We start from the raw sequence: 14,447 nt of genomic DNA, 5'->3' as shown, positions 1-14,447 counted from the left end.
GGGGTCTCCCCATGCGAGAGTAGGACACTGCCAGGCATCAAACAAAGCCGAAAGCCCTGAACTGACGTTCAGGGCTTTTTGCTGTGCGTAAAACGTAAAAAAGCGCAGCTACGCTGCGCCTTTCAACCACTCGACAATAAAGTCGGAGATGCTTTCCGGTTGATTGAGATCCAACTGCTTAGCCGAAATGGATAGCGGTCGATCGCTGGCTACCGCGACGACAAACTGATCCAGCATGTCTTCCAACGGTCTGCCGATCTCGGCCCGATAAAGCAGGATCTTGCTGACCGGCTCATGTTTGAACCCTTCCACCAGAATCAAGTCGACCTTATCGGCGTCAAAGCGCCCAGCCAGATAGCGCAGATCCAAAGGTTGTTGCTCCGGCGTTTCGGTCATTAATGCCCAGCGACGATCGCTGGCGACCAGCGTTTGCTCGGCGCCTGCTTTACGCAGCTCATAGCTGTCTTTACCAGGCGTATCCACATCCATGTCGTGATGCGTATGTTTGATCAGTCCAATCCTTACCTGGCGTTGTTTCAGCAACGGGATCAGCTGCTTGAGCAGGGTCGTTTTCCCCGTTCCGCTGTAGGCGCCGATGGCCAGCAAGGGAGGCAATGAACGATTCATTTTTTGAGCTCTCGCGTTTGTTGCCAATTCAGGCAGTCAGCCGGCGTATTCAGGTTATGAAATGCCGCTTGCTGCCCGCTGAACACTACGCGTTGTGCGCCAATTTGATGCAAGAACAGCATCAGCTTGCGTTCACCGCGCGCCAGATAGTCGGCCAGCTGCGGCGCTATTTGGCTATGCAGTAACGCCAGCGTGGGGTGATCTCGTTCACCATCGCTGGCAAAGGCCGCCTGCGCCGCGCCTTTTTGCTGCCATAGCTGAGCGACTAAGTCGGCGGGAAAGTCGGGGACATCACAAGGGACGAAGACCACCCATTCGCTGGGAGCCTGTTTGAGCCCCGCCAGCATGCCGGCCAGCGGCCCGGCGAAATCGGGCGTCAGATCGCCAATCACCGGCAAACCGCTCGCCTGGTAACGTGCCTGATTGCGATTGGCGCTGATGGCGACGGAAGCCACCTGCGGGCGTAACCGAGCCAATACGTGTTGATAGAGTGCGATCCCGCCAATCGACACCAGGCCTTTGTCTTCACCGCCCATGCGCGTGGCCCGTCCGCCGGCCAAAATGACGCCGCTGATTTCTTTATGCATCTCGTTTATCCCGCCTTGTCGATGCGCTGATTGTAGCGCTAAAGCCGGCGCGACATCAGGATTTACCTTTATTGACAAGCCGGTTCTTTCACTGCGTGGGTAAGCCTGTTACTTTGTGAGTTTATTCATGCTATTGGACGATATTGAGATGAAAACGCATCGCGTAAACGAGTTGATCGAGCTGTTGCACCCGGCCTGGCAGGAAGATCCCGATCTCAATTTGATGCAGTTTTTGCAAAAGCTGGCGAAGGAAGCGGGCTTCCAGGGCGAGTTGTCCGAGTTGAGCGACGATATTCTTATTTACCATCTGAAAATGCGCGGCAGCGCCGGCACAGATCAGATCCCGGGCCTGAAGAAAGATTACGAAGAAGATTTTAAAACGGCGTTGCTGCGCGCTCGCGGCGTTATCAAGGATTGATCCTCGTGCGGTGCGAGAAAGCATAGCGCGTGAAATGCGCCATTAATGCTACTATTTCTCATTCCCGGCACCGTGCTGTCAGCGATCAAACGAACGTTATGAATAACTCAGCTTTTAATTTCGACACCCTGTCGCCCGATTTGATCATGGACGCGCTAGAAGGGATTGGCCTGCGCGTCGATTCCGGCCTGACGGCGCTGAACAGCTATGAGAACCGCGTCTATCAGTTTATGGACGAGGATCGTCGACGCTACGTGGTGAAGTTTTACCGACCGGAGCGCTGGAGCGCCGCACAAATCGGTGAGGAACATCAGTTCGCTCTGGATCTGGCCGGCGCGGAGATCCCGGCGGTGGCGCCGTTGGCGCTGCAAGGCGCTACGCTGCATACGCACGGCGGTTTTTTCTTTGCCCTGTTCCCCAGCGTGGGGGGCCGGCAATACGAGATAGACAATCTGGAGCAGTTGGAATGGGTAGGCCGTTTTCTGGGGCGTATCCATCAGGTCGGCGGCGAGCGTTTGTTTGCCGAGCGTCCAACCATGGGGATTGAAGAGTATCTTGTTGCCCCGCGTCAGGCGCTGGCCAATTGCGAGCTGTTGCCGGCGGCTCAGCGTGATGCCTTTCTGCAGGCGACGGATAACCTGATTGCGGCGATCAAGCCACACTGGAATCTGAACTGGCAGCCGCGGCGTTTGCACGGCGATTGCCATCCGGGCAATATTCTGTGGCGCGATGGCCCGCTGTTCGTCGATCTTGATGACGCGCGCAACGGCCCTGCGGTTCAGGATCTGTGGATGCTGTTGCACGGCGAACGTCGCGACCAACTGATGCAGCTGGACGTTTTGCTGGAGGCGTACGGCGAATTTGCCGAGTTCGATCAGCGCGAGCTGGCGTTAATTGAGCCACTGCGGGCGATGCGTATGGTGTATTACCTGGCCTGGGTCGCTCGCCGTTGGCAGGATCCGGCCTTCCCTAAGAGTTTTCCGTGGATGGCGGAGTCTGATTTCTGGTTATCTCAGACTGCGGCCTTCACCGAACAGGTTAAGCTGTTGCAGGAGCCTCCTCTGCAGCTGACGCCAATGTATTGAAGCTTTAACACAATGGAGAGTTTAGTCTTATGAAAAAAATATGGTTGGCGCTCGTTGGCATGGTGATGGCATTCAGTGCCTCGGCGGCACAGTTTAGCGATGGCACTCAGTACGTGACCCTGGACAAGCCGGTGACCGGTGAGCCGCAGGTGTTGGAGTTCTTCTCCTTCTACTGCCCACACTGCTACCAGTTCGAGCAGGTCTATCACGTGTCAGAGAACGTGAAAAAAGCGTTGCCTGCCGGCACCAAAATGACCAAGTACCACGTGGAGTTCCTGGGGCCGTTGGGCAAACAGCTGACTCAGGCGTGGGCGGTCGCGATGGCGCTGGGCGTGGAAGACAAAGTAAGCCCGCTGATGTTTGAAGCGGTGCAGAAAACCCAGACCGTGCAAACGCCGGACGATATCCGTAACGTCTTCGTGAAAGCGGGCGTAACCGCCGCAGATTATGACGCGGCCTGGAACAGCTTCGTGGTGAAATCTCTGGTGGTTCAACAGGAGAAAGCCGCAGAAGATCTGCAGCTGCGCGGCGTGCCGGCGGTATTCGTCAACGGCAAATACATGGTTAAAAACGATGGCCTGGACACCAGCTCGATGGACGCTTACGTGAAGCAGTTCGCCGATGTGGTTAAATTCCTCAGCCAGCAGAAATAAGCCTGATTCAACATGAAAAACGCCGGCATTGCCGGCGTTTTTTTATCCGTATTGCCGCTTCAATTTATCCAGCAACCGGTCTTTTTCCTGCCACAGCGTATTCAGCCACAGCTGGAAGCGCCGCTTGAACTGTTTATCGTTGAAATAATCACCGTGCAGGGTTTCATCGATCGGTAGCGTCTCTATTCTCACCACGATACGCGTCAGGCGGCCGCACAGCATATCCAGAAAGGGCCGCTGGTTATTTTCCGGATAAAGCAGGGTGACGTTCAACACTTTGTCGAACTGATTGCCCAGCGCGCTAAGGGTAAACGCGATGCCGGCGGCTTTGGGCGCCAGCAAATTGCGATAAGGTGAATTGCTTTTAATTTTCTTGGCTTCGGTGAAGCGTGAGCCTTCGACGAAATTGACGATGGTGGTTGGGCGCTGGCGGAATTTTTCGCAGGAACGGCGCGTCGTTTCGATATCCTTGCCGCGTTTTTCCGGGTGCTTGAGCAAATAGGCGCGGGAGTAACGCTTCATGAATGGCATGTCCAGCGCCCAGCAGGCCAGGCCGACAAACGGCACCCAGGCGAGCTGCTGTTTGAGGAAATACTTATTCATTGGAATATGATTTCTGAACAGCACGCATAACACGACAATGTCTGACCAACTTTCGTGGTTGCTGATCAACAGATACCAGTTTTTGCGATCCAACCCTTCCAGCCCTTCAATATCCCAACGCAATTGCCCGTTAATGCGCAATAACAGCGCCAGCCCTTGGCACCAACACCACATCATGAAATCGGCGAAAGCCGAGATATATCGCCAAACGGCGGGAATGGGCACCACGAGTTTCACGATGCCGGCCAGCGTGATGGGGATGGAGCATAACACCGTCACCAGAATGGTAAGTATGACGGAAATGATAAAGATAACAGGCGTTAACAATCTTGGCATGATTATGGGCTGACGGTTGGTGGGAACATCGTTGCATGCCAAAGCGCATGAACAAAAACGCATTTTAACAGAAATCGTCGGGGTAAAGCGCCGCTAAAAATCACTGTTTTTCGTCTCATCGGATAACCATTTGCTGAGTTTTCGTGCAACTTGTCCAGCTTGTGCTATGGTAATTGAGGCGCCGAATTTGATTAATAGTGCGATTAAAATCCGGCGAAAGTTATATCCACAAATCCAATAAAAGCCAATAATTAAGCGTCGCCGGAATTCGTTCTTTTAACGCGGTGATTTAAATAGGAATTTTATTCGCCGTTATAACGATAATCGCAGCGTTATAATTCGGTCTCTTTTCTATGCACAAAGTTATCCACAGGTAAGATCTTGCGGATCCTCGCGCACAATCACATCATTTTCGTCCGCAATGCACGCTAAGGTTCGTCTCCGGCGGCCAGCTATGGCATGCTTACCCCTATGTCCGATCACGATAAAGAAACGCTATGGCCCAGATTGCAGAAAACCCACTAATCCTGGTTGACGGTTCCTCTTACCTCTACCGCGCTTATCACGCCTTCCCGCCGCTGACCAATTCGGCGGGCGAGCCGACCGGCGCGATGTACGGCGTGCTGAATATGCTGCGCAGTCTGCTGTTGCAGTATCAACCGAGCCACGTTGCCGTGGTGTTTGATGCCAAAGGGAAGACCTTCCGCGATGATCTGTTCGCTGAATACAAGTCGCACCGGCCGCCGATGCCGGACGATCTGCGCGCGCAGATCGAGCCGCTGCATAACATGGTCAAGGCGATGGGCCTGCCGCTGTTGGTGACGCCCGGCGTAGAGGCGGATGACGTCATCGGTACGCTGGCGCTGGAGGCTGAAAAGGCCGGCCACGCGGTGCTGATCAGCACCGGCGACAAAGACATGGCGCAGCTGGTGACGCCGAACGTCACCCTGATCAACACCATGAACAACACGATCCTCGGCCCGCAGGAAGTGTGCGACAAGTACGGCATTCCGCCGGAGCTGATCATCGACTTCCTGGCGCTGATGGGCGATTCATCGGACAACATTCCCGGCGTGCCGGGCGTGGGCGAGAAAACCGCCCAGGCGTTGCTGCAGGGTATCGGCGGCCTGGATGCGCTGTACGGCAATCTGGAGAACATCGCCACGCTGAGCTTCCGCGGCGCCAAAACCATGGCGGCCAAGCTGGAACAGAATAAAGAGGTCGCGTACCTCTCCTATAAGCTGGCGACGATCAAAACCGACGTCGAGCTGGATCTGACCTGTGCGGACCTGACGGTCTCCGCGCCGGATGTCGACACGTTGCAACAGCTGTTCAAACAGTACGAGTTCAAACGCTGGCTGGCGGACGTAGAAGCCGGCGTCTGGTTGGAAAACAAGAAAGGCGCGGGCGCGAAAGCTGCCGGCACCGCCAAACCAGCCGTAGCCGCGGAAGCGCCGAAAGCGCTGGCGGAGGCCAAGCTGTCTCAGGACGGTTATGTCACCATCCTGGACGAAGCGACCTTTACCGACTGGCTGGCGCGGTTGAAAAAAGCCGACGTGTTTGCCTTCGATACCGAAACCGATGGCCTGGATACCCTGACCGCCAATCTGATCGGCCTGTCCTTTGCGATCGCGCCGGGCGAAGCGGCTTATTTGCCGGTGGCGCACGATTATCTGGATGCGCCGGCGCAGCTGGATCGCGCTTACGTGCTGGAGGCGCTCAAGCCGCTGCTGGAAGACGAGAAAGCGCTCAAGGTCGGGCAAAATCTGAAGTTCGATATGAGCCTGCTGGCGCGTTACGGCATCGAGATGCGCGGCATCGCCTACGACACCATGCTGGAGTCCTATGTGCTGGACAGCGTCGGCGGCCGTCATGATATGGACAGCCTGGCCGATCGTTATCTTGGCCACAAAACCATCACTTTCGAAGAGATCGCCGGCAAGGGCAAGAACCAGCTGACGTTCAATCAGATCGCGCTTGAGCAGGCGGCGCCATACGCTGCCGAAGACGCCGATGTCACGCTGCAGCTGCATCTGTCGATGTGGCCGCAGCTGAAACAGAGCGCGGAACTGCTGACGGTGTTCAACGAGATTGAAATGCCGCTGCTGCCGGTGCTGTCGCATATTGAACGCACCGGGGTGCTGATCGATCCGGCCATTTTATCGGCCCACTCCCAGGAGCTGGCCAAGCGTCTGGCTGAGCTGGAGGCGCAGGCCCACGAGCTGGCGGAAGAGCCGTTCAACCTGGCGTCGACCAAGCAGCTGCAGGCTATCTTGTACGAAAAACAAAAGCTGCCGGTGCTGAAGAAAACTCCGGGCGGGGCGCCATCCACCAACGAAGAAGTGCTGGCCGAGCTGGCGCTCGACTACCCGCTGCCGAAGGTGATTCTGGAATACCGTGGTTTGGCGAAGCTGAAGACCACCTATACCGACAAGCTGCCGCTGATGATCAATCCGGTCAGCGGGCGGGTGCATACCTCGTATCATCAGGCGGTGACCGCCACCGGCCGTCTCTCCTCGAGCGATCCGAACCTGCAGAACATCCCGGTGCGCAACGAAGAAGGGCGGCGCATTCGCCAGGCCTTTATTGCGCCGGAAGGCTACCGCATTGTCGCGGCCGACTACTCGCAGATCGAGCTGCGCATCATGGCGCATCTGTCTCAGGATGAAGGGCTGCTGAAGGCCTTCGCCGAAGGGAAAGACATTCACCGCGCCACGGCGTCGGAAGTTTTCGGCGTGCCGTTGGATAAAGTGACCGGCGAGCAGCGCCGCAGCGCCAAGGCGATTAACTTTGGTTTGATTTACGGCATGAGCGCCTTCGGCCTGGCGCGTCAGCTGGGGATCCCGCGTGGGGAAGCCCAGCGCTATATGGATCTCTACTTCGAACGTTACCCGGGCGTGCTGGATTACATGGAGCGCACCCGTCAGCAGGCTTCCGAGCAGGGCTATGTCAGCACGCTGGACGGCCGCCGTCTGTATCTGCCGGACGTCCGCTCCAGCAACGCCATGCGCCGCAAGGCGGCCGAGCGCGCCGCCATCAACGCCCCGATGCAGGGCACGGCGGCCGATATCATCAAGCGTGCGATGATAGAGGTCGACGCCTGGCTGCAGGGGCAAGAGAAGCCGTTGGTGCGCGCGATCATGCAGGTGCACGATGAATTGGTGTTCGAGGTGCACGAGTCGGTGATCGACGAAGCCAGCCAACGTATCCGCCAACTGATGGAAGGCAGCATGACGCTGGCGGTGCCGCTGAAGGTCGATGTGGGCGTCGGCATGAACTGGGATGAGGCGCACTGATCGCCGGGTTATCGCCGTATGCGCTAACTGGCGAGAAGCTAAGCACTTTTCGTAATTAAGCTACAAGATGCGGCGATAGTTTCCCCAACTTCGCCGTTCTTGTGTCTCAAATTGTGTAAGTAAACTACAAAAAATTCTTTTGCCCTGCGAAAAAATGATGTAGAGTTACAGGCGTAGGGTACAGAGGTAAGATGTTCTATCTTTCAGACCTTTTACTTCACGTAATCGGATTTGGCTGAATATTTAGCCGCCCCAGTCAGTATTGACTGGGGCGTTTTTTATTGTAAAAACAGCAGCAAACCATACGTTTTTCCTATCGCTCAGCCCCGACTTTCATTTCAACTTCCGCTCCCTCAATCCGCGTAATTCGGCGAAACAAGCCCGTTTTGGCGATAAGTCTTTATGATGGCTTTATTTCAAAAATGTAATTAGATAACGAAAAATCCCGCCTGCGGCCGATCTGCGGGCATAAAAAAGCCGATGCGGTAAGGCATCGGCTCAAACGTGCGATCAGGGCTTATTCGCCGATGTCCTCTTCCGGCAGCACTTCCGGCGGGATCTCGTTAAACCAGGTGTCCAGCTTCTGGCGCAGCTTGTCGACGCCGATCTTTTTCAGCGATGAGAAGGCTTCGACCTGGATATCCCCCATAAACGGCAGCACCGCTTCACGCACCATGTTGAGCTGCGCCTTGCGTGCGCCGGAGGCCAGCTTGTCGGCCTTGGTCAGCAACACCAGTACCGGCGTGCCGACGTCGACCGCCCACTGGATCATCTGTTGGTCGAGATCTTTCAGCGGATGGCGGATATCCATCAGCACCACCAGCCCTTTCAGGCTGTTGCGCATCTGCAGGTATTCGCCCAGCGCGCGTTGCCATTTGCGCTTCATTTCTTCCGGCACTTCGGCGTAGCCATAACCCGGCAGGTCGACCAGACGAATGCCGTCTTCCACTTCGAACAGGTTAATCAGCTGGGTGCGCCCCGGCGTCTTACTGGTGCGCGCCAGGCTCTTTTGGTTGGTCAGCGTATTCAGCGCGCTGGATTTACCGGCGTTGGAACGGCCGGCAAAGGCGACTTCAATTCCTGCATCCCCCGGAAGATGGCGAATATCGGGTGCGCTGGTGACGAAATGGGTCACATGATAGTTGTAGTTCTTGCTGGTCAAAATTTTTCGTCTCCGTGAGGATGGCTAACTGGTTGGCGATTATAACTGCATCAGCGGTAAAAATGGCGTGTTTCTCCGTTTTTAAGCGGCGGGGCGCGATAAAACGACGGTTAAGCTGCTCGTACGTTGTGAGACATTTGCCATTCGAATCGCGGGTAATGTCGCTTTATTCGAAAGCGATATTTCTGTTTCTTTTTTAAAAACAATGTGTTGTTTTTTCGTTGTGTGGAAATGTCAGTCAAATCGGCCTCCGGTGCCTTGAGCCTTCGCAACAATAACGTAAAGTACTCGTTAACGCAGGGTTGCGCAGGATTAGGGAACATCCGGGAAGGATGACAAATCTCAGGGAATGCACAGGGCGTGCAATGAGTGCCAGGATGAACGCAAAAGGAAGTGACCCTTTCGCACCGGAATAGGCGGCAGGCACATCGGATGGTGAAGTATCGGCAGTTTGGATGCCCGCAGGAAGCGCGCTCGGGAAGAGCGGATGCGAATGGATTGCGCCATGGACGATTTTCCTTTCAGGATGAAGGACGTAGTGGCAGGGAATGCGGTTATAGCAGAAGGAAAAACCGGGATGTTGCATGTACGCAAGGAGCGCGTAACAGGAATACCCTTCGCAAGAAGGTGCGAAATAGGCGGCAGGTTTAACCTGCCGCCTTTTTTCTTTGTCCGCTTTCTGCTAGATTCCGCCGCAATTCTATACTGAATCTACATACCTAAGAGCACACGCTATGAACCAGCCATCAAAAGCACCTCGCGGCAGCGCGGCGAAGTCAAAAACGAAAAAGAAAAGCCGTATGGAGCTCGATCAGGAAGCGCGTGAGCGCAAACGCCTGAAAAAACGCCGCGGCCACGCTTCCGGTTCGCGCACTCAGGTCGAGTCCGGCAGCCAGAAAAACAAATCGGCGGCGGAAGCCAAAGATCCGCGTATCGGCAGTAAAGTGCCGGTTGCGCTGGTGGTCGACGAAACCAAAGTGAAGGCCAAACCGCAGCCGAAGCCAAAGGCTGAAGCAAAACCGCGCCTGTCGCCGGAAGAAGAGCTGGCGAAGCTGGAAAATGACGAACGTCTGAACGCGCTGCTGGATCGCATCGACGATGGCGAAACGCTGAACGCGCAAGAGCAGGCGTATGTCGACAAGACGCTGGATCGCATCGATGTGCTGATGGACGTGCTGGGCATCGAGCTGGGCGATGAAGACGACGAGGAAGAAGAAGAGAAGCAGGAAGATATTCTGAAGCTGCTGAAAGGCGGCAACCCGAAGGACGCTTTTTAACGCGCCATGTGGCTGATCCCGACAATAGCCCTACTCTTGATGTGTTATCTGCTGTGGTTATTCGGTAAACTATGGCGGCTGTCTAAGCGCAAAGCGCGTTTTCGCAGCGCTTCCGTGGCCAGACAGCGCAGACAACCGCCTCTCTCCCGGCCCGGTAGAAAAAGATATCGGAAGGAGTGAGCATGTCAGAGCAGACGATTGTCTGGGATTTGGCCCTGATCCAAAAATATAACTACTCAGGGCCGCGTTATACCTCATACCCCACGGCGCTGGAGTTTAACCAGCGCTACGACGAAGCGGCGTTTCAACGCGCCGCGGCGCGCTACCCTGAGCGCCCGCTGTCGCTGTACGTGCATATCCCTTTCTGCCATAAGCTGTGCTACTTCTGCGGCTGCAACAAACTGGTGACGCGTCAGACGCACAAGGCCGATGAATACCTGAATGTCCTGGCGCAAGAGATCGCCAGCCGTGCGCCGCTGTTCGCCGGCCGCAAGGTTGGCCAGATGCACTGGGGCGGCGGTACGCCAACCTACCTGGACAAAGCGCAAATCAGCCGGCTGGTGGCGCTGCTGCGCGAACATTTTGATTTTCTGCCCGATGCGGAGATGTCGATCGAAGTCGATCCGCGCGAGATAGCGCTGGATGTGCTCGATCATTTACGCGCCGAAGGCTTTAACCGCCTGAGCATGGGGGTGCAGGATTTCAACAAGCAGGTGCAGGCGTTGGTCAACCGCGAGCAGGATGAAGCCTTTATCTTCGCCCTGATCGAGCGGGCCAAAGTGCTGGGCTTCCGCTCGACCAATATTGATCTGATCTACGGCCTGCCGAAACAGACGCCGGAAAGCTTCGCCTTCACGCTGCAGCGGGTGGCTGAACTGAATCCCGATCGCCTCAGCGTGTTCAACTACGCGCATATGCCGAATTTATTCGCAGCCCAGCGCAAAATCAAAGATGCCGATCTGCCCAGCGCGCAGCAGAAGCTGGATATCCTGCAGCAAAGCATCGCGTTCCTGACTGACGCCGGCTATCAGTTTATCGGCATGGATCACTTTGCACGCCCGGACGATGAGCTGGCGATTGCGCAACGCGAAGGCAAGCTGCACCGCAATTTCCAGGGCTACACCACCCAGGGCGACAGCGATCTGCTGGGGTTGGGCGTGTCGGCCATCAGCATGCTCGGCGACAGCTATGCGCAGAACCAGAAAGAGCTGAAGCGTTACTATGAGAGCGTACCGGCGCAGGGCAACGCCCTGTGGCGCGGGTTGGCGCTGACGGACGACGATTGCCTGCGGCGCGATCTGATCAAAACGTTGATCTGCAACTTCCGGTTGGCGTATCAGCCACTTGAACGGCAATACGGCATCGATTTCACCGCTTACTTCGCCGAAGACCTGCAGCTGCTGGCGCCGTTTGAACGCGATGGGCTGGTGGAGCGCGACGAGCAAGGCATTCGCGTTACGCCGCGCGGGCGCTTGCTGATCCGCAATATCTGCATGTGCTTCGACCGCTATCTGCGGCAACAGGCGCGCAGCCAGCAGTTCTCTCGGGTGATCTGAGGATGAAAAAACAGCCGCTGATGCGGCTGTTTTTTTAACTGAAGAAGTTAATCAGCGCGGCGCACAACACCGCGGCGACCGCCGCCTGCGGGGTGTGGCTGGCGGCGGAGCCCAGCTCCGCGCCCTGAGAAATGAACACGATGAATGAGTCCAGCATCGTCAACCTCCGGAGTGTGCGACACGATCATACTGCGCCCGCACCGGCTGTAAAGTCTGCGGTTGGCGTTTTTTTGTGCGCTGGGCTGCGTTTTTTATCATCAACCTCAGCGCCTATTCCATGCCCAGTTCTTTGAGCTTGCGGGTCAGGGTATTGCGCCCCCAGCCCAGCAGGCGTGCGGCTTCCTGTTTGTGCCCCTGGGTGTGACGCAAGGCGGTGGTGAGCAGTGTACGCTCCATCTCCGGCTGCGCTTCCGACAGCAGATTTTGATGACCGGAACGCAGCGCGCGATCGGCCCACTGCGCCAGCAGCGTGGCCCAGCTGTCCGGCAGGCTGTGGCTGGGGCTCTCCGGTGCGGCGGTTTCGAACAGTTCGCTCGGCAGATCCTGAATCAGCACCTCTTGCCCGGCGGCCATCACCGTCAGCCAGCGGCAGGTATTCTCCAGCTGGCGCACGTTCCCCGGCCAAGGCAGGCGGGTCAGCGCGGTTTCTGTTTCCGGATGCAGGTTCTTGGCCTCTACGCCCAGCTCCTTGGCGGCGATCTGCAGGAAGTGGCGCGCCAGCCGCGGGATGTCTTCCCGACGCTCGCGCAGCGGCGGCAGGTGTACGCGGATCACGTTCAGGCGGTGGAACAGATCCTCGCGGAACTTGCCTTCCTGTACCCGCAATTCCAGGTTCTGGTGCGTGGCGGCGATGATGCGCACGTCGACCTTCACCGGCGCATAGCCGCCGACCCGGTAAAACTGGCCGTCCGCCAGCACCCGCAGCAGACGCGTTTGCACGTCGAGCGGCATATCGCCGATCTCGTCGAGGAACAGCGTGCCGCCGTCGGCCTGTTCAAAGCGTCCCTGACGGATTTGGTTCGCGCCGGTGAAGGCGCCTTTCTCGTGGCCGAACAGCTCGGACTCGATCAGATCCTTGGGAATAGCGGCCATGTTCAGGGCGATGAACGGCGACTTGGCGCGCGGGCTGTGGCGGTGCAGCGCATGCGCCACCAGTTCCTTGCCGGTGCCGGATTCGCCGTTGATCAGCACGCTGATCGACGAACGTGACAGCCGGCCGATGATGCGAAACACGTCCTGCATCGCCGGCGCTTCGCCGATGATGTCCGCTGCCGGATCGCTGGCCGGCTGGCTGCGCACCGGCTGCTGCTGCTCTTGATAATGGCTGATGGCGCGCTCGACCAGCGCCACCGCTTCGTCGATGTCGAACGGTTTCGGCAGGTAGTCGAAGGCCCCTTGCTGATAGGCGCTGACGGCCGCGTCCAAATCCGAATGCGCGGTCATGATGATCACCGGCAGCATCGGGTGGCGCTGTTTGATCTGCTTGAGCAGCGCCAGACCATCGATGCCCGGCATGCGGATATCGGACAGCAACACGTCGGGAGTTTGCGTGGCCAAGGCTTCCAGCACGTCATTGCCGCCTTCGAAGGTGGCGCAGCTCAGGCCCGCGCCGGTGAGCGCGCGCTCAAGCACCCAGCGGATGGAGCTATCGTCATCGACGATCCAGACTATCCCTCGTTGCATAGCAAACCTCACTGACGAATGGGCAGGTAGACCGAGAATTCGGTATGACCTGGCCAACTGTTGAATTCAATTTTTCCGCAATGCTGATCGATCAGATTGCGGGCGATGGATAATCCCAGGCCGGTACCGCCTTCACGGCCGCTGACCATCGGGTAGAACAGCGTGTCCTGCAGCTGCGCCGGCACGCCGGGGCCGTCGTCTTCGACGTCGATACGCGCCGCCAGGCGGTAGCGGGTGCCGTGCAACGTAATCTGAAACGCGGTGCGGGTGCGCAGCGTGATGGTGCCGCCCGCCTCACCCAAGGCCTGCAGCGCATTGCGGGTGATGTTCAGTAGCACCTGTTCTATCTGATCCGGGTCGTGAGCCATTTCCGGCAGGCTCGGATCGTAGTCGCGCACCAGCGTGACGTTATCCGGCATTTCCAGCGACACCAGCTGGCAGACGCGCTCCGCGACCTGATGAATGCTCTGGGTGATGTGCTGGCCGGGCCGCTGCGGGCCGAGCAGGCGATCCACCAGATTGCGCAGCCGATCGGCCTGCTCGATGATCACCTTGGTGTATTCGGTCAGAGCCGGATCGGGCAGCGCCTTGGCCAGCAGCTGCGCCGCGCCGCGCAGGCCGCCCAGCGGATTTTTAATCTCGTGCGCCAAACCGCGCACCAGATCGCGGGCCGCCACCTGTTGGGCATGCTGCAGCTGTTCCTGGCTCAGGCGGCGCTGATTGTCCATCGGCGCCAGCTCGACCAGGATATAGCCTTCCGGCAGCGCCTGAGCGGTCAGGGAAAGGATATGCGCGCGGCCATCGACCACCAGGGTCACTTCGTTGTCGGTGAAGCCCTGACCGGCGCGCAGGCTTTCACGCATCAGAGAGACGTTCAGCGAAAAATAGCCGAGCAGGTCGGGCAGCGGCGTGCCGAACAGTTTGCGGGAGCTTTGCGCCAGCAGCTGCTGTGCCGCAGGGTTGGCGTAGTGAACCGCCAGTGAGTCATCCAACAGCAGGATGCTGTTGATGAGTGAATTGAGGATCTGCCCAGCATCGGGCAGCTTGCCAGTTGCCATACAGCAGACTCCTGCACCTTTTTAGTGCATCTATCCTACTCCATCCGGGATCGGCGCGGTATGGAATAGTTTTGCAGAAAATACGGTGGAGAAAAAAACCCATCCG

Annotated in this window: 14 protein-coding genes; 7 read left to right on the top strand and 7 right to left on the bottom strand. The window is 57.4% G+C overall.

The genetic code is table 11. The features are described 5' to 3' along the window. Window positions 1-108: 108 nt before the first annotated feature. Window positions 109-627 (bottom strand): molybdopterin-guanine dinucleotide biosynthesis protein MobB, encoded by a 519-nt coding sequence (gene mobB, locus ACJ8J1_RS24255; protein WP_033645167.1) that lies wholly within the window; start codon window positions 625-627, stop codon window positions 109-111. Then, complete coding sequence (mobA, locus tag ACJ8J1_RS24250) at window positions 624-1,214, bottom strand: molybdenum cofactor guanylyltransferase MobA (protein ID WP_033645168.1); 591 nt, start codon at window positions 1,212-1,214, stop codon at window positions 624-626. The genes mobB and mobA overlap by 4 nt, the downstream gene beginning before the upstream one ends. A 148-nt stretch (window positions 1,215-1,362) precedes the next feature. On the opposite strand from mobA, the gene ACJ8J1_RS24245 reads away from it, so the two are divergent. From ACJ8J1_RS24245 to dsbA, 3 genes are all read left to right on the top strand, one after another. Then, a complete protein-coding gene (locus ACJ8J1_RS24245) occupies window positions 1,363-1,632 on the top strand; it encodes a YihD family protein (RefSeq protein ID WP_004931268.1) in 270 nt (89 codons plus the stop codon). A 98-nt stretch (window positions 1,633-1,730) separates the two neighbouring features. Continuing rightward, a complete protein-coding gene (locus tag ACJ8J1_RS24240; protein ID WP_033645169.1) occupies window positions 1,731-2,717 on the top strand; it encodes a serine/threonine protein kinase in 987 nt (328 codons plus the stop codon). Window positions 2,718-2,746: 29 nt separating this feature from the next. After that, window positions 2,747-3,370 carry a thiol:disulfide interchange protein DsbA gene (gene dsbA / locus ACJ8J1_RS24235; RefSeq protein ID WP_025304721.1) on the top strand — a complete coding sequence of 208 codons (624 nt, stop codon included), beginning with the start codon at window positions 2,747-2,749 and terminating at the stop codon, window positions 3,368-3,370. Window positions 3,371-3,412: 42 nt separating this feature from the next. Here the strand turns inward: dsbA and ACJ8J1_RS24230 are convergent, their stop codons facing one another. Next, window positions 3,413-4,309, bottom strand: a complete 897-nt coding sequence (locus ACJ8J1_RS24230; protein WP_033645170.1) for an acyltransferase — start codon at window positions 4,307-4,309, stop codon at window positions 3,413-3,415. A gap of 497 nt (window positions 4,310-4,806) precedes the next feature. Here ACJ8J1_RS24230 and polA point away from each other — a divergent pair, with 497 nt between their 5' ends. After that, on the top strand, window positions 4,807-7,605 hold the full coding sequence (gene polA, locus ACJ8J1_RS24225; RefSeq protein ID WP_033645171.1) for a DNA polymerase I: 2,799 nt from the start codon (window positions 4,807-4,809) through the stop codon (window positions 7,603-7,605). Between the two features lie 191 nt (window positions 7,606-7,796). Next, entirely contained in the window at window positions 7,797-7,844 is a 48-nt protein-coding gene (locus ACJ8J1_RS24220) for a spot 42 RNA, inhibition of DNA synthesis (protein WP_071892919.1), read from the top strand. A 278-nt stretch (window positions 7,845-8,122) separates the two neighbouring features. On the opposite strand, the gene yihA is transcribed toward ACJ8J1_RS24220, so the two are convergent. Continuing rightward, entirely contained in the window at window positions 8,123-8,767 is a 645-nt protein-coding gene (yihA, locus tag ACJ8J1_RS24215; RefSeq protein WP_004931258.1) for a ribosome biogenesis GTP-binding protein YihA/YsxC, read from the bottom strand. Window positions 8,768-9,501: 734 nt separating this feature from the next. On the opposite strand from yihA, the gene yihI reads away from it, so the two are divergent. Both yihI and hemN read left to right on the top strand, forming a co-directional pair. Beyond that, on the top strand, window positions 9,502-10,044 hold the full coding sequence (yihI, locus tag ACJ8J1_RS24210) for a Der GTPase-activating protein YihI (protein ID WP_015379455.1): 543 nt from the start codon (window positions 9,502-9,504) through the stop codon (window positions 10,042-10,044). A 182-nt stretch (window positions 10,045-10,226) separates the two neighbouring features. After that, on the top strand, window positions 10,227-11,600 hold the full coding sequence (hemN, locus tag ACJ8J1_RS24205; RefSeq protein ID WP_033645172.1) for an oxygen-independent coproporphyrinogen III oxidase: 1,374 nt from the start codon (window positions 10,227-10,229) through the stop codon (window positions 11,598-11,600). A 34-nt stretch (window positions 11,601-11,634) separates the two neighbouring features. Here the strand turns inward: hemN and ACJ8J1_RS24200 are convergent, their stop codons facing one another. From ACJ8J1_RS24200 to glnL, 3 genes are all read right to left on the bottom strand, one after another. After that, complete coding sequence (locus tag ACJ8J1_RS24200) at window positions 11,635-11,757, bottom strand: YshB family small membrane protein (RefSeq protein ID WP_015379453.1); 123 nt, start codon at window positions 11,755-11,757, stop codon at window positions 11,635-11,637. A 113-nt stretch (window positions 11,758-11,870) separates the two neighbouring features. After that, a complete protein-coding gene (gene glnG / locus ACJ8J1_RS24195) occupies window positions 11,871-13,283 on the bottom strand; it encodes a nitrogen regulation protein NR(I) (RefSeq protein WP_025304716.1) in 1,413 nt (470 codons plus the stop codon). Window positions 13,284-13,291: 8 nt separating this feature from the next. Continuing rightward, a complete protein-coding gene (gene glnL / locus ACJ8J1_RS24190; protein WP_004931246.1) occupies window positions 13,292-14,341 on the bottom strand; it encodes a nitrogen regulation protein NR(II) in 1,050 nt (349 codons plus the stop codon). Between the last annotated feature and the right edge of the window lie 106 nt (window positions 14,342-14,447).

Origin of the sequence: Serratia sp. CY37869 (assembly GCF_052168895.1) — a bacterium.
GTDB lineage: Bacteria > Pseudomonadota > Gammaproteobacteria > Enterobacterales > Enterobacteriaceae > Serratia > Serratia ureilytica.
The sequence above is the reverse complement of the archived record's forward strand: the minus strand, read 5'-3'. Positions and strand labels throughout refer to the sequence as shown.

What these genes read in the sequence shown, in the direction of transcription:
- mobB (WP_033645167.1), bottom strand. Translation starts at nt 627, where the DNA reads ATGAATCGTTCATTGCCTCCCTTGCTGGCCATCGGCGCCTACAGCGGA.
- glnG (WP_025304716.1), bottom strand. Translation starts at nt 13,283, where the DNA reads ATGCAACGAGGGATAGTCTGGATCGTCGATGACGATAGCTCCATCCGC.
- polA (WP_033645171.1), top strand. Translation starts at nt 4,807, where the DNA reads ATGGCCCAGATTGCAGAAAACCCACTAATCCTGGTTGACGGTTCCTCT.
- ACJ8J1_RS24240 (WP_033645169.1), top strand. Translation starts at nt 1,731, where the DNA reads ATGAATAACTCAGCTTTTAATTTCGACACCCTGTCGCCCGATTTGATC.
- hemN (WP_033645172.1), top strand. Translation starts at nt 10,227, where the DNA reads ATGTCAGAGCAGACGATTGTCTGGGATTTGGCCCTGATCCAAAAATAT.
- yihI (WP_015379455.1), top strand. Translation starts at nt 9,502, where the DNA reads ATGAACCAGCCATCAAAAGCACCTCGCGGCAGCGCGGCGAAGTCAAAA.
- ACJ8J1_RS24245 (WP_004931268.1), top strand. Translation starts at nt 1,363, where the DNA reads ATGAAAACGCATCGCGTAAACGAGTTGATCGAGCTGTTGCACCCGGCC.
- glnL (WP_004931246.1), bottom strand. Translation starts at nt 14,341, where the DNA reads ATGGCAACTGGCAAGCTGCCCGATGCTGGGCAGATCCTCAATTCACTC.
- dsbA (WP_025304721.1), top strand. Translation starts at nt 2,747, where the DNA reads ATGAAAAAAATATGGTTGGCGCTCGTTGGCATGGTGATGGCATTCAGT.
- ACJ8J1_RS24200 (WP_015379453.1), bottom strand. Translation starts at nt 11,757, where the DNA reads ATGCTGGACTCATTCATCGTGTTCATTTCTCAGGGCGCGGAGCTGGGC.
- mobA (WP_033645168.1), bottom strand. Translation starts at nt 1,214, where the DNA reads ATGCATAAAGAAATCAGCGGCGTCATTTTGGCCGGCGGACGGGCCACG.
- ACJ8J1_RS24230 (WP_033645170.1), bottom strand. Translation starts at nt 4,309, where the DNA reads ATGCCAAGATTGTTAACGCCTGTTATCTTTATCATTTCCGTCATACTT.